The following is a 14,799-nucleotide window of genomic DNA, read 5'->3' as shown; positions in this document are numbered from 1 at the left end:
GATGATGATAATGAACCTTCAATTATTTGCCCACAAGAAAGGGGTAGGTAGCTCTAAGAACGGTAGAGACTCTGAAGCTAAGAGACTTGGTGTTAAAGCTGCTGACGGAGAATTCGTTTTAGCTGGAAACATACTAGTTAGACAAAGAGGAACTAAGATTCACCCAGGTGTTAACGTAGGTAAGGGTGGAGATGACACTCTATTTGCTAAAGAAGACGGAATCGTAAGATTTGAAAGAATGGGTAGAGACAAGAAAAAAGTTTCTATTTATCCTGTAGAAGTTCAAGAAATAGCAGAATAATTTATATAAATAAAAGCACCCAATGGGTGCTTTTATTAATATACGCAAATAATTAACAATTAATAATTAAAAGTTAAGAATTTAAGATGAAAAATCCTAAGGATTTTTAAATTTAAATTAATAAGTTTAATAGAAGTTTCATCAGTAATTATTAATTCTTATTTATTAATTATTAATTATAAAAATTAGTAAGTTATGGCATAATAAAAGATGAGTTATTATGTTTATAGATACTTAGGAGGTATAGACTATGTTTATAGATAGAGCCAAGATATTAGTTAAATCAGGTGCAGGCGGTAATGGAGCAGTTACTTTCAGAAGAGAAAAGTATGTTCCATTAGGAGGACCAGATGGTGGAGACGGTGGTAAAGGTGGAAGTGTTATCTTTACTGTTGATACTGGATTAACTACTCTTTTAGATTTCAAATATAAGAAAAAATTCGTTGCTGAATCTGGTGGTAATGGTCAAGGTTCAAAATGCTATGGTAAAGATGGAGAAGATCTATACATAAGAGTTCCAATGGGAACTATAGTTAGAGATTTTGAAACTAATAAGGTAATTTGTGACCTTTCTCATAAAGACGATACATTTGTTATTGCAAGAGGAGGTAAAGGTGGTAAAGGTAATTGTAAGTTCTGTACACCAACAAGACAGGCACCACACTTCGCTGAACCAGGTATGCCAGCAGAAGAAAGAACTTTAACTTTAGAATTAAAATTACTTGCTGACGTTGGATTAGTAGGATTCCCTAATGTAGGTAAGTCTACTTTACTTTCAACAGTAACTGCTGCAAAACCAAAGATAGCAAACTATCACTTTACTACACTAAAACCAAATCTTGGAGTTGTTAAAGCAGAAGGAATAAATTCATTTGTTATGGCAGATATCCCAGGAATTATAGAAGGGGCTGCTGAAGGTGTAGGATTAGGATTAGATTTCTTAAGACATATAGAAAGAACAAGACTTCTAATTCACGTTGTAGATATATCAGGAGTTGAAGGTAGAGATGCTTTTGAAGACTTCGTTAAGATAAATGAAGAACTTAAGAAATACTCTGTAAAGCTTTGGGATAGACCACAAATAGTTGTAGCTAATAAGGCTGATATGCTTTATGATGAAGAAGTTTTTGAAGACTTTAAGAGAAAAGTTAATGAATTAGGATTCGATAAAGTGTTTAAGATGTCTGCAGCAACTAAATCAGGAGTTGAAGAAGTTATAAAAGAAGCTGGTAAGATGTTAACAGAAATTCCAATAATGGATTTAGAAATACCAGAAGAAGAAAGATACGTAGAAGAAGAAAAGAGATTCACTTACGAAATTGAAATTGAAGAAAATGATGGATACAACACTTATGTTGTTACTGGATCATTCGTTGATAGATTATTAAGTGCAGTTAATATTCATGATGCTGACTCATTAAGATATTTCCATAAAGTATTAAGAAACAAAGGTGTTCTTGATAAGCTTAGAGAAATGGGAATTGAAGATGGAGATATGGTAAGATTAAACGACTTTGAATTTGAATACATCTTATAGGAGGATATTATTATATGATTACAGGAAAACAAAGAGCTTATTTAAGAGGGTTAGCTAATACTATGGACCCTATATTCCAAATAGGTAAAAATGGTATAGAAGAAGCATTTTTAAAGCAATTAGAAGATGCTTTAGAAGCTAGAGAACTTATAAAGATAAAAGTTTTAGAAAATAGTGGATTAGGTGCTAGAGAAGCTTCTGATGAAATATGCAGAAGAATAGGTTGTGAAGGAATTCAAGCTATAGGTAGTAAGATAGTATTATACAAAAAGTCAGAAAAGAAGCCTAAGATAGAAATACCACAAGGAAATAGAAAATAATTATGAAGCGCTATGGCATAATGGGTGGTACTTTTAATCCTATTCACTTAGCACATCTTTATATTGCATATGAGGCTAAAGAACAGCTAGATTTAGATACTATAATATTTATGCCAGCAGGTAATCCGCCACATAAAAGGAAAAATTCTATTATAGATTCATCATTTAGGCTTGATATGGTTAAGCTTGCCATAGAAGATTATAAAGATTTTATAGTTAGTGATTATGAAATTGAGAAGCAAGGGCTTAGTTTTACTTATGAAACTCTAAAAGCCTTAAAGAGTGATGATGTACAATTATATTTTATAGCTGGTGGAGATTCTCTAATGGATATTGAGAAATGGAGGAATCCAGACCAAGTACTACAAAATTGTAATTTTGTTGTTTTTAATAGGGGACAATTTTCAGTAGAAGAATTAGAACATCAAAAGAGAAAATTAGAAGAAAAGTATCAAGCAAATATTATCCTATTAAATGTAGCTAATATTGATATTTCATCTTCAATGATAAGAGAAAGACTGGAAGAAGGAAAGAGAGTAGATTTCTTTCTTCCAGATAAAGTTTTAAAATATATAGTTGATAATAGGTTATATGAGGGGGAATAAGAATGATTAGCATCTATGAGATGAATAAATACCTTAAAGAAAATCTTATTGAAAATAGATATAATCATACTGTTGGAGTAGTAAATACAGCTATAGAATTAGCAGAAATACATGGTGAAGATAAGTTTAAAGCTGAAATAGCAGCATTATCTCATGATATAGCTAAAAACATGAAAGTAACTGATTTAAAAAAGTTAATTGATGAAGAAGGTATAAGCTTAACTATTGACGAAGAAAGAAATATTGAGTTATGGCATGCTATAGTTGCTCCTATATTAGGAAAAAAAGTATTCAAAATAGAAGATGATGAAATATTAAGCGCTATGAGATGGCACACAACTGGGAAAGAAAATATGAGCAATTTAGATAAAATCATATATTTAGCAGATTTAATTGAACCATCAAGAAAATTTAATGGGCTAGATGAATTAAGAAAGGTAGCTAGAGAAGACTTGGATTTAGCTATGATAAAAGCATTAACTCATACTATTAAATTTTTACTTGATAGAGGTGTGGCAATAGACGGAAATACTTTTAAGGCTAGAAATTACTTATTATATAACAATGTAAAATTATAATTTTATATTACGAGGGGGTTATTATGGCGGGTAATGGTGATAAAAATAGACCTAATAAAGATCCGAGGCTTATAACTAGGAGTGCTAGAGAAGACTTTGAAAGAAAAAAAGAATTAAGAAAAAAAGCAAAAAGAAGAGCTAGAGTTAGGTTGACTATAGTTGTTCTTATTTTGCTATTATTAGTTTTAATTACAACAATGTTCTTTTCAGTAATATCATTTATTCTGGCTTTAAGAAAAAATGATTTACAAGAAGGAATAACTCCTAGAAAAAATGAACCTGTAAATATTCTTATATTAGGTATGGATATAGGAGATGCAGAGCAGGATGAAAATAAGGCTATAAGAAGAACAGATACGATGATGGTTCTTAATTATAATCCAAACACTAAAAAGATAAATATAGTATCTATTCCAAGAGATACTTTAATACAAGTGGATGCTTATGATGAATATGGAAACCTAAGGCCTTATTGGAAAATAAACAATGCTTATGTATTAGGTGGAGAAGAAGAAGTTATAAAGCATGTTGAATCACTTTTAGAAACCAATATAAATTATATGGTTGAAATAGATTATAATGCATTTAGAAGCTTTATAGATGCTATTGGTGGAGTAGATATGTATATAGAGCAGCAGATGGATTATGATGATGATGCTCAAGACTTGCATATTCACTTTAATGCAGGAGAAACTGTTCATTTAGATGGGAAAAAGGCAGAAGAGTTCTTTAGATGGAGAAAAAATAATGATGGTACAGGATTTATTGATGGAGACTTAGGAAGAATAAGGAATCAACAAGCATTTATGAAGGAAGTTTTAAAAAAATGCTTAAGTCCAACTATTATATTTAAGTTACCTAAGATTTTAGATGTTGTTAAGGAAAATATAGATACAAATATGCCAGGAGATAAGATGATATCTTATGGATTAAAGTTCTTAACAAACTCAGGAATATCAATGAATACACTTCAAGGATATGATGAAATAATATATGATGAATCATTTTTAATTGTTGACCCAAGTATGAATAGAGAGCTTTTAGCATCTATTAAGTCAGGTGAAGTTTTAGAAGATGATAAATCCAGAGCTGACTATAACATACTAGTGCTTAATGGAACTAGAATAAATGGATTAGCAGGAAGTGTTAAAACTGAAATGCAATATATAGGTTATTATGCTGTTGAAGTAGGAAATGCTGAAAAGAGATCTAAATCTATAATAATGTGTAATGATAAGACTTTAAAAGAGCAATTAAAAATTGATACTGGAATTGATAACTTCCAAAAAAATAATAGTGAAGAATACAGTAGCTATGATGCTGTAATAATTCTAGGAGAAGACTTTGATTCATTTTAAATAAATTTGGAGGTAATAATGAGTACTTTAGAGAGAGTTGTGCATAAAGAATTTGAGGGAATGAAGATAAGAGAGTTCCTTAAATTTCACATGGGATTATCTTCAAGACTTATAAGAGGTGCATCTATAGATAAAAGAATCTTTGTTAATGATGTTCCTGTAAAAATGAATTATGTACTAAAAGATAACGATAAAATACTTATAAATTTAGCTAAAAAGGAAAGTCAAAATATTGAACCTGAAAAGATAGATTTAGATATTGTATATGAGGATAAAGATATAATAGTTATAAATAAAAGACCAAATATGGTTGTTCATCCTACTAAAAGATATCAATCAGGTACCTTGGCTAATGGATTATTATATTATTTTAAGGAAACAGGCCAAGATTGTATTGTAAGACTTGTAAGCCGTCTTGATATGGATACATCAGGGCTTATAATAGTTGCTAAGAATCAATATGCACATATGGAATTATCAAAAGAGATGCAAGAGAATAATGTAGAAAAGAGATATTTAGCTGTTGTGCATGGTCATCTTGAAAAAGAAGAAGGTACTATAGATTTACCTATTTATAGACCAGAAGAAGAAGGGGCTATAAGAAGAGTTATAGATGAAAGAGGGCAAAGAAGTATAACTCATTATAAGGTAGTTGAAAGATTAAAAGATGCTGACGTTGTTGAATGTTTATTAGAAACAGGAAGAACTCACCAGATAAGAGTGCATTTAAAGGCACTTGGTCATCCTATATACGGAGATACATTATACGGATATGAAGATGATGATAAATATATGAAAAGACAGGCATTACATGCTTATGGCTTAGATTTTAAATCACCAAGAACTAAAGAGGAACTTTCACTAAGAGCAAACTTGCCTGATGATATTGATAATTTATTAAAAGTTTTGAGATAAGAATTTTTAAATAGTATAGGTTTCTATAATACATGAAAAGTTTTTATAATCAAAAGCGAGATAATTATTATAAATTAAATATTTAATATACTACTCATAAAAAATGCCTTAGATAGACCAAATATCTATCTAAGGCATTTTTATTAATATATTTTTTTATCTTTTATAATTTAAATATTTATATTAGATTAAATCTAAATAGTACTTATAATTTTAAATATCTAAGTTATATTTCTTTCTTATAAAATCTCTTCGTTTATTAAGTTTTCTTTTACGAATATATATATAGATACACAATGAAAGAATTAATATTAAAATTATAGATATTATTATTTTGTTTGAAGCATATTTGTTAATTGTATTTTCTATTTTAATCTTAGTTGTATATTCTCTATCTAAACCACTTAAAAGTTCTAAAGTAGTATATTTCTCTCCATTAACAATAAGTGTTGCATCGAATAGTACATCACCTTTTTTTATTGAACTTTCAGAGTAATCTTTATCTGCATAATTAAAAGCAGTTGTAATATTTTGTTCTTCATTAGCTGATAGAGTATAGTATATATCTTTATTGGTTAATAGCGGAATAGAAGTATTATCACTAATCTGGTATTCACCAACAATATCTCCCTTATTAAATAGCTTAACTGAGTTAAAGTTATCAAATCCCCAATTAAATAATTCTCCAACGCTTGTATATTGAGTATCTTTATTATAAGCATTTAAGAATGAAGCTACTAATACCTCATCATCCTTAACTGCTGTAGCTACATATGTATGATTAGCTTCTGGTGTCCATCCAGTTTTACCACAATATAAATTTTCGTAATACCACTGAGACCAGTCTACGTAACAGTTATTTCTATTTGTAGCCCATTTTTCAGTACCATCTGAATATGGGTGATTAACATATTGATATGAAATAATTCTTGATATTCTATTAAAATCATCAAAATTTAATGCAAATCTCATAATCTTAGCCATATCGTTTGCAGTTGTAAGATGACCTTCTTCATGCAAACCACTTGGATTTTTAAATACAGAATTAGTGCATCCTAATTCTTTTGCTCTTTCAGTCATAAGTTTACCAAATTCAGCATTTGAGCCAGAAACGAATTCAGCAAGAGCTTCAGCACAGTCATTAGCAGATTCTAATAACATAGCTATTAATAACTCTTCAATAGTATAAACTTCCCCTTCTCTTATACCGATTGCAGATCCGTCAACTAGAGGTGGATTTGTACCTATAGTAACTTTGTCATCTAAATTAGTATTTTCTAATACTACTATGGCAGTCATAACTTTAGTGATTGATGCAGGTTCATATTGAACATCGGCATTTTGAGAGTATAGTATTTCCCCTGATTTCCCATCCATTAAAACAACACCTTGTGCTTCTAAAAGAGGCACAGCATGTACATTTTCAATTGTAATATTTGTAAAAAATAGAGTACAAATAAACAATAATAGTAGGAACTTTGTTAAAGTTTTTTTCATATAGTTCTCCCCACGTATCAATTATTTTACAGAATTATTTTAACAAAAATGAAAAATTTATTCTACAGTAAATTATGTTTTGCTATGTAAAAGTTTAAATTAGATAAATATGTTAATAATATTAGATATTATTTCTTTATAAGGAGAAATTAGTATATGGATAAATTTAAAGATAAAAGAGTAATTGCAATAATAATAGTATTAACAATTTTATTTATTTCATCAATTATTCTTTATGGTAAAAATAATAACAAAGTATTTACAGATAAATATATGCAAAATATATTTGTTGATAGTGAGGAACAAATAAGCAATAATTCAATAAATAATATGGAAACTTTAGTGACTAATGAAGAAAAGTTAGATGTACCAATGATATTTGTTGAAATTAAAGGAGAGGTATTAAGCCCAGATGTTTATGAATTGCAAGAAGGAAGTATAGTTAAGGATTTAATAGAAAAAGCAGGTGGATTAACAGGTGAGGCTAATATATCAAATATAAATAGAGCTAAGAAACTTCAAAATCATGAACTCGTAATAATATCAAATATAAATGATGAAAATGCTAATACGGTTTTCAATGAAGTTATTTTAGAATCAAATGGTTTAATAAATATTAATCTGGCAGATATAAATGAGCTAAAGAAAATCACGGGTATCGGAGAGGTAAAAGCTCAAAGTATAATAGAATATAGAGAGAAGAATGGTGGATTTAAATCTGTTGATGAGATTAAAAATGTAGATGGAATAGGTGAAAAGACATTCGAGAAGATAAAAGAAAAGATAACTTTATAAAAATATTGAAAAAATTGATATAAAAATATCAAAATAAAAGTGAAATTACAATGAAAATCGTGGGAAAACCTTTCAATAAGTCATATAAAATGATATAATTAATTAAATTTAGGAAAAAATAATGCTGATATAAACAGAATATCGTAGGGGGTATTAATTGTGATAAAAAGAACAGTGGCTATAGGATTAAGCACAGTACTTGTATTAGGAATGATAGGGTGTTCTAATAATAAAGAGAATGCTAATAATGATGTTACAAATATAAAAGTTGAGGCTAGAGAGGCACTTCCAGGAGAATGGTCACAAGACCTTACTAGAGAAGAAGTTGCTGAATTAAATAAAGAAATATTATCAAGAGTAGAAGAAACAGCTACTTTTTATGGATTAGATTATGAGATAACAGAAGAAGTAAAAGAAGATACAAATGGATTATCTATAAATGATAATCATATAAATATAGATATTGAAGATCCAGAACCAAACAGAATAGAAAGTATGTACTATGGATTTAAGCAATATGGTACAGATTTAGCATCTGGTGAACTTGTAATGAAGATTTCATCAATATTAGATAAAAAAGCTATTGAAGAAGAAGGAACATTTGATTTTGGAGCAACTTCTTTTTCTACGTTCTCTGAAGCATTTACAGGAGTGACTGGAAGAGATTATAGTGAGCTAAATCAACAAATCTACGACATGATAACAGGAAATAATAATGTAACTACAATAGAAAATAATTTAGATGGAGTAAGAGAGACAATATCAATAACTGATGATTTCTTATTATATACTTTACAAACTAAGGAGTATCAGTTTAAATAGGGGAATGATTTTTGTCTTATCTTAATATTGGAGGAGTAAGATTTGGAAAAAGATCAAGAAAATTTAGTTGAAAAAGAACTAGAGCAAATCCTAACTGAAGAAGAAGTTGAAAATGTTGCAAAAGAAGAAGTATATGAAGAGGTAGTAACAGTTGAAGGAAAGTTTTCACATTACTTTAAAGTTATTCTAGCAGGATGTTTAGACCAAATATTAGCAGTAGGAATAGCGTTGATTCTTTTCGTTGTATTTGATTTAATATTAGGAGTACTAGGTTATAAAATAGCTATGAGAGATGAAGTGTTTCTTATAGTATTTATAATTAGTAATGTATTATACTATCCAATATCACAAGAGATATTACAAGGAAAAACAGTAGGGAAAAAAATAGTATTGAGATAAGTTATTTTATAAGTCTTTGATTTATTACGAAGAACTTACACCACCGAAATTTATTAGGTGGTTTTTCCTTTGTTAAACAAAAAATAAATTTTTAGGAGTGTACTATGAGAAGAGGAAGCCAAGTAACAGTAAAGATTGATAATATTGAATTTCCATCAATGGGAGTTGGGGAACTAGAGGGGAAAAAGATTTATGTGAAAGGGGCTTTCCCTGGTCAAGTAATTAAGGGAACTATAAAGAAAAATAGAGAAAACTATGCTGAAGCAAAGCTTGTAGAAGTTTTAGAAAAAGCAGAATATGAAATACCAGCACCATGTCCACATTTTGGAGTTTGTGGTGGGTGTAGCTCACAAAATTTAACTTATGATAAACAATTAGATTTATTAAGCCATGAAATATGCGAGCTTTTTGATTCAAAGGATTTACCAATGGGAATGTATCTTGGAGTAAAAGGTAGCGAAAATCATTGGGAATATAGAAATAAGATGGAATTTACCTTTGGAGATATGGAAAAGGGTGGAGAGCTTACTTTAGGTATGCATATGAAAGGTAAATCTTTCGGCGTATTAACAGTAGACCACTGTATGATAATTGATGAAGATTTCAGAAAAGTGCTTACAGCTACAGTAGAATATTTTAGAAAACAAAACCTACCATACTATAGAGTAATGAAGAGAGAAGGGTATTTAAGACATCTTGTAATTAGAAAAGCAACTAATACAGGTGAGCTAATGGTTAACTTAGTTACAACTACTCAAATAGATTTTGATTTAACAGAGTATACAGAATTACTTAAGTCTTTAGAATATAAGGGTGAATTAGTTTCTGTATTACATACTGAGAATAATTCATTATCTGATGCAGTTATACCAGAAAAGGTTAATGTGCTATTTGGAAGAGATTATATAGTAGAAAACTTATTAGGACTTAAGTTTAAGATATCTCCATTCTCATTCTTCCAAACTAACTCTAAAGGAGCAGAAAGCCTTTATAGCTTAGTAAGAGAATTTATGGGAGATGGAGAAAATAAAGTTGTATTTGACCTTTATTGTGGAACAGGAACTATAGGTCAAATAGCTGCACCAAATGCTAAAAAAGTTATAGGTCTTGAACTGATAGAAGAAGCTGTTGAAGCTGCAAAAGAAAATGCAAAGCTTAATGGACTTGATAACTGTGAATTTATAGCAGGAGATGTTGCGGAGACAATTAAAAAGGTTAAAGTAAAACCAGACATAATAATATTAGACCCACCAAGAAGCGGGGTTTCACCAAAGGCTTTAGATTACGTAATTAAGTTTAACGCACCAGAAATAATCTACGTTTCATGTAATCCAAAGACTATGGTTGAGAACTTAGATGTATTACTAGAACATGGCTATACTGTAGAAAAGAGTACAGTAAAAGATATGTTCCCAAATACACCACACGCTGAGACAGTAGTTAGGCTTACGAAGAGACATTAAATTCTTAATGAAATCGAACGATAGTGAAGATTGAGTTTAGAATTTAAGTCCGCATTTCGTAACGTAGTGGAGAAATACGTTCCATCTAATAATAAGAACACTGATTGGAAACAGTCTACTGCTGAAACGGTTGTTAGGCTTATAAAGAGACATTAAATTCTTAATGAAATCGAACGATAGTGAAGATTGAGTTTAGAATTTAAGTCCGCATTTCGTAACGCAGCGGAGAAATACGTTCCATAAAAATATTAAGACTTTTACAACCGTCCATGTAAGGACTGTCCAAGAGGCATTGAACACTTAGTGAAGCGTTAGCTGAACTTAGTGAGAAAGCCCATCTTGTGGAGAGTAACGAAGTAAGATGTTCATACTAACAATAAGAACACTGATTGGAAACAGTCTACTGCTGAGACAGTAGTTAGGATTACGAAGAGACATTAAATTCTTAATGAAATCGAACGATAGTGAAGATTGAATTTAGAAGTTAAGTCTACATTTCGTAACGTAGTGGAGAAATAGAGTGCTGAAAAAGCTTTGTTTTAAATAATTTTAGTATTTTAATGATTTTGGTTAAAAAATTATGTATCAAGGTACCCTGTGAAAAAATATCTAACAAGGGTACCTTGATAGTTTAGACTACAAAATAGATGTCGTTTTTTTAGACTATAGAATAAATGTTATATTAAAATTAGGAAAGTTTTAAATAAGATTTATTAGCTTATTACAAGGGAAGGAGATTTATTTTTGGAGTTTAATGAAAAGCTACAACAGCTTAGAAAACAGAGAAATTTAACACAGGAACAACTTGCAGAGCAATTATATGTATCGAGAACAGCAGTTTCAAAATGGGAAAGTGGAGTTTCCCAAAGTTAAAGATACCACATCAATCCCACGCGGACTTTTGCTCAACCGATACAGCCGGAGGGCTGGATAACAAGAAAAGGCGGTATGCGCCCCGTGGAGGGGTAGCGTACCGCCTTTTCTTGTGGGGGTTTCCAAAGGGGGCAACGCCCCCATTTGGCACACGACTTTGCGAAGCAAAGTGTAGTGTGTTATACGCTCTGCCGGCGTTGCCGTGAAAATGCCGTTGCCGCTGGGGAGGGCAAGGGCATTTGAAGCGGCAGGAAAACAGGGCTGTGCTTGCGTGGCGTGGAGCCGCAAGCGCAGGTCTGGACTCATCAGCAGACAGGGCGTATATGAAAGCCCCAGTTCCTCGTCCTACGCTCCAACTTGTGGACAAAGTGTCCCGAAGTTGTGGCCACACTCCCGGAAAAGTAGCAGGACAACGGGCAACCGTCAAGGCTGAAATGAACGGGTTTACACCCGGCCTTGACCTCCGCCCGCTGTCCCGCTGGATGGGTGGACAAGGCGGCCAATCCCTCAAAGTGCTTGGCCGCTCTCTTTCTGATTTTGAGGTATTCAGTTTTTCAAAATTGAATAATCAAAATAAATTTTTTCGATTGAAAAAATTTTATTTGTTATCATCTTCAATGCCATATTTTTTCTTTTGCCGAATCACATAATTACTGATTTTTTCATCATATAGTGGATACTGGTAATCCAACTGGCATGCCACTTCTGACGAAACCTCCCGGAACAATGCCATACATTGTTCAAAGGATTCCCACATATGGGGATAGGAATCCATATTATAAGTGGACATAAGTCGTTCCCACAATTCCTCTGGGACATATTGCTTCATAAATTTATAGTTTTTTCCCAAACTGAAATGAAATCCCTGTTTGATACCAATCAGCCAGGAAATCATGCGAAGCAATTCTTTTCGTACTATATCATTCATATGGTCAATAGCAAAAAGAATTTCTTTGCGGCATAAGCCCTTTACTACATATGTTGTAGTATTCCAAAATTCATTACAGCAATCGTCAAACATTCTTTGAGTAGGCTTCTGCAAGTGGTAGTCTATATCCGTTGGTATTGGCGGCTTTACGATACGGTTGTCTTTATCCAACAGTAACTTTACCAGTTTATCCCATGTAAAATACTCGTCTATCAGTTCCAGCGGCAGCAAAGTTAAATCTATCTTAACATCATCAGTAAACAGCATTAAATATGAAAATCCCTTTTCTACAGCTGGAAATAATTCCATATCTTCCGGCTTTTGCAGAATCAACCTTTCACCAAATATATCTAGCCATTTATCATCACTTGTGAAGCTGTCCATATCCGTAACAAAAAAAGTAATATCAAAATCCTGAAAATCATCAGGCGGAATATTTGTATTTGTTCTAGATCCTTCCAAAGTAACCATGCGAATGCGTTTGTCTGTTTTTGCAAAATTCAAAACAATATCATAAACTTCCTTTTCTGATCTCATTTTTATCTCCTCCAATTATTGAAATAGGTGTGAAGCCATTTTAGGGCTTTCCCGCCTTGATTACCCTTTAGCAAAGACGGGCGGGACTGTCAACGGCGGCGCATGAAATGCGCCGTTCATCTTGACCGTTGACTGGCTCGGCTGGCTTTGCTATCTTCCTGACAAATGGGAATGTCTAAGATAGTAAAGACGTCCCACATGCAACTCTTTCTTTTATTGCGGAAACCGTATCTTTAATTGTGAATGTAGTTGTGTCTATGACATTTGATTCATATACTCCCAAACCGGAAAATTGCTCCCACATTGTTTCCACTAATTCAATATTTGTTTTTCTATCTAATTTTGAGCGTTCCACAGCTCGCTTCATAGTTTCTTTTTTACTCGCTCTTAATACAATATAGTGTACCTCGTAATCTTCTTGGGCAAGAGCTTTCCATGGCTCCAAAAACCATGGCCCGACAATCCCATCTACAATTACATCATATCCGCCACGAGCATATCGCTTTGCAGCTTCTAAAAAGGCTTCAATGACAACCAGATTTTGCTCGTTGGATTCTGGCAAATGTGGTGGTATTGCGCCTTTGCTTAAGTAATGAAAAAAGTCATCGGTGTGCATATGCACTGATTTATCCATATCTGATTCCTTTGCGACAATTGACGCAGTTGTTGTTTTTCCTGTCCCCGGTGAGCCTGTAATCACAATAATTCTTCCTTGATTCATCTGTATTTTCCCTCACAATTCAAATTTATCACTTTGTTCCTGCCTGCTCAATCATCTTCTTCGCAAACTGCTGGAACATTTCAACAGTTTCTTTATCCATCGGTGTAAGCTGTCCGATCTGTCCAGCTATCATCGCCGTTACATCGTCAATGGAAAGTGGTTTTTGTTTCTGTTCCGCCAGTGCGTCCCGCATGGCTTGGAACATAGCGGCGGTCACAGCTTCTCCCGGCTGTTCCCCGTTGTCAATGTCTTTCTTAATGTCCCGCAGGATAGCCAGGAACACATTTTTGATTTTTTCAATCTCCGCTTCATGTTCCCCTATCTTTTGGGCGTTCAAAAGCTGTAAATCCTGCTTCGCTTCTGCCCGGTGTTCCGGGTGTTCTTTCATCAGGTCGGACAGGGAAGCCGTTGCCATCTCGATAAGCTGGTTTCTTGCTGTTATGCCCTTTGCCGCCGTATCCTGAAAATAAATCCGTATCAAATCTATCAGCTTAGGAAAATTCCTGTGTTCCAACAGGCGGTTGAGGATTTGCACATCAACAGCACCCGTCACAAGCCCCCTCACGGCTCCCTCGGACAAGCCTAATTCAGAAATATCGTAGCTTTTACGAACGCTCACGGTAGACAAGCCCAGTATGTAGTCTGTCGATACCTTAAATTCCTTTGCCACACCTATGAGAATATCACTGCTGACCGTTCTTGTTTCGCCGCTGACAATGCGGCTCAACTGGGAAGCGGAAACGCCTATCTTCTCCGCAAGTTCCTTTTGTGTGATGTGGTTCCCGTTGCATAAATCGGAAATCCGCTGTCCGGGCGTTCCGGGTAAAGCCATAGATACGCACCTCCTCCGCATACTTCCATTATACAGAATGATTGCAAAAATGCAATTTCCAAAGTGTAAACTTCATCAAAATGCAATTCTCGCAATATTCCGGGAATTGCATTTTTTTCGTGTAGACTTAGGGTAGTTCATCGATGGACGGCACCTTGAAAACAGAATGACCTGGTCTTATGTCAATATTTTGGACACAAAAAGTCAAACTTTTTTATGCTGCACTTCTAGCTAATAATTCACATTGATCTGGAGTCATGTAATTAATAGAAGAGTGTAGCCTTTTTCTGTTATACCAACCTTCAATATATTTAAAAA

16 protein-coding genes and 1 pseudogene are annotated in these 14,799 nt (G+C 32.8%); 13 read left to right on the top strand and 4 right to left on the bottom strand.

Annotated elements, in window-relative coordinates:
• The first annotated feature begins 1 nt into the window (after position 1).
• The 7 genes from rpmA to ARA56_RS07925 all read left to right on the top strand — a co-directional run bounded on the left by rpmA (position 2) and on the right by ARA56_RS07925 (position 5,614).
• The gene (rpmA, locus tag ARA56_RS07955; RefSeq protein ID WP_055265503.1) at positions 2-301 is read left to right on the top strand and encodes a 50S ribosomal protein L27; all 300 of its coding nucleotides are present in this window, start codon (positions 2-4) and stop codon (positions 299-301) included.
• A 250-nt stretch (positions 302-551) separates the two neighbouring features.
• Complete coding sequence (obgE, locus tag ARA56_RS07950; protein WP_055265501.1) at positions 552-1,838, top strand: GTPase ObgE; 1,287 nt, start codon at positions 552-554, stop codon at positions 1,836-1,838.
• 14 nt (positions 1,839-1,852) lie between these two features.
• Positions 1,853-2,158: a ribosome assembly RNA-binding protein YhbY gene (gene yhbY / locus ARA56_RS07945; RefSeq protein WP_055265499.1), complete on the top strand. Its 306-nt coding sequence runs from the start codon at positions 1,853-1,855 to the stop codon at positions 2,156-2,158.
• Positions 2,159-2,160: 2 nt separating this feature from the next.
• Positions 2,161-2,763: a nicotinate-nucleotide adenylyltransferase gene (gene nadD, locus ARA56_RS07940; RefSeq protein WP_055265497.1), complete on the top strand. Its 603-nt coding sequence runs from the start codon at positions 2,161-2,163 to the stop codon at positions 2,761-2,763.
• 2 nt (positions 2,764-2,765) lie between these two features.
• Positions 2,766-3,341, top strand: a complete 576-nt coding sequence (yqeK, locus tag ARA56_RS07935; protein ID WP_055265495.1) for a bis(5'-nucleosyl)-tetraphosphatase (symmetrical) YqeK — start codon at positions 2,766-2,768, stop codon at positions 3,339-3,341.
• Positions 3,342-3,364: 23 nt separating this feature from the next.
• A complete protein-coding gene (locus tag ARA56_RS07930) occupies positions 3,365-4,699 on the top strand; it encodes an LCP family protein (RefSeq protein ID WP_055265493.1) in 1,335 nt (444 codons plus the stop codon).
• A gap of 18 nt (positions 4,700-4,717) precedes the next feature.
• Positions 4,718-5,614: an RluA family pseudouridine synthase gene (locus ARA56_RS07925; protein WP_055265492.1), complete on the top strand. Its 897-nt coding sequence runs from the start codon at positions 4,718-4,720 to the stop codon at positions 5,612-5,614.
• A gap of 213 nt (positions 5,615-5,827) precedes the next feature.
• Here the strand turns inward: ARA56_RS07925 and ARA56_RS07920 are convergent, their stop codons facing one another.
• Positions 5,828-7,111, bottom strand: a complete 1,284-nt coding sequence (locus tag ARA56_RS07920) for a D-alanyl-D-alanine carboxypeptidase family protein (RefSeq protein WP_055265490.1) — start codon at positions 7,109-7,111, stop codon at positions 5,828-5,830.
• A gap of 156 nt (positions 7,112-7,267) precedes the next feature.
• Here ARA56_RS07920 and ARA56_RS07915 point away from each other — a divergent pair, with 156 nt between their 5' ends.
• From ARA56_RS07915 to ARA56_RS16440, 6 genes and pseudogenes are all read left to right on the top strand, one after another.
• On the top strand, positions 7,268-7,906 hold the full coding sequence (locus ARA56_RS07915) for a helix-hairpin-helix domain-containing protein (RefSeq protein ID WP_055265487.1): 639 nt from the start codon (positions 7,268-7,270) through the stop codon (positions 7,904-7,906).
• A 159-nt stretch (positions 7,907-8,065) separates the two neighbouring features.
• Positions 8,066-8,728 (top strand): hypothetical protein, encoded by a 663-nt coding sequence (locus ARA56_RS07910; RefSeq protein WP_055265485.1) that lies wholly within the window; start codon positions 8,066-8,068, stop codon positions 8,726-8,728.
• 42 nt (positions 8,729-8,770) lie between these two features.
• Positions 8,771-9,127 (top strand): RDD family protein, encoded by a 357-nt coding sequence (locus ARA56_RS07905; protein WP_055265483.1) that lies wholly within the window; start codon positions 8,771-8,773, stop codon positions 9,125-9,127.
• Between the two features lie 104 nt (positions 9,128-9,231).
• Positions 9,232-10,590: a 23S rRNA (uracil(1939)-C(5))-methyltransferase RlmD gene (rlmD, locus tag ARA56_RS07900; protein WP_055265481.1), complete on the top strand. Its 1,359-nt coding sequence runs from the start codon at positions 9,232-9,234 to the stop codon at positions 10,588-10,590.
• Between the two features lie 744 nt (positions 10,591-11,334).
• Positions 11,335-11,448 (top strand): annotated as a pseudogene (locus ARA56_RS07895) (helix-turn-helix transcriptional regulator); the annotation flags it as partial.
• 254 nt (positions 11,449-11,702) lie between these two features.
• A complete protein-coding gene (locus tag ARA56_RS16440) occupies positions 11,703-12,113 on the top strand; it encodes a hypothetical protein (RefSeq protein ID WP_002334817.1) in 411 nt (136 codons plus the stop codon).
• Here ARA56_RS16440 and ARA56_RS07890 read toward each other — a convergent pair.
• From ARA56_RS07890 to ARA56_RS07880, 3 genes are all read right to left on the bottom strand, one after another.
• Positions 12,062-12,928, bottom strand: coding sequence for an aminoglycoside 6-adenylyltransferase AadE (locus ARA56_RS07890; RefSeq protein ID WP_001255868.1), 867 nt, complete (start codon positions 12,926-12,928; stop codon positions 12,062-12,064). The two genes, ARA56_RS16440 and ARA56_RS07890, sit on opposite strands and share 52 nt — an antisense overlap.
• 175 nt (positions 12,929-13,103) lie before the next feature.
• Positions 13,104-13,649, bottom strand: a complete 546-nt coding sequence (locus tag ARA56_RS07885) for a P-loop nucleotide/nucleoside kinase family protein (protein ID WP_001071501.1) — start codon at positions 13,647-13,649, stop codon at positions 13,104-13,106.
• Positions 13,650-13,677: 28 nt separating this feature from the next.
• Complete coding sequence (locus tag ARA56_RS07880; RefSeq protein WP_002334816.1) at positions 13,678-14,481, bottom strand: helix-turn-helix domain-containing protein; 804 nt, start codon at positions 14,479-14,481, stop codon at positions 13,678-13,680.
• Positions 14,482-14,799: the final 318 nt, after the last annotated feature.

The organism is Clostridium disporicum (assembly GCF_001405015.1).
GTDB lineage: Bacteria > Bacillota > Clostridia > Clostridiales > Clostridiaceae > Clostridium > Clostridium disporicum_B.
The sequence above is the reverse complement of the archived record's forward strand: the minus strand, read 5'-3'. Positions and strand labels throughout refer to the sequence as shown.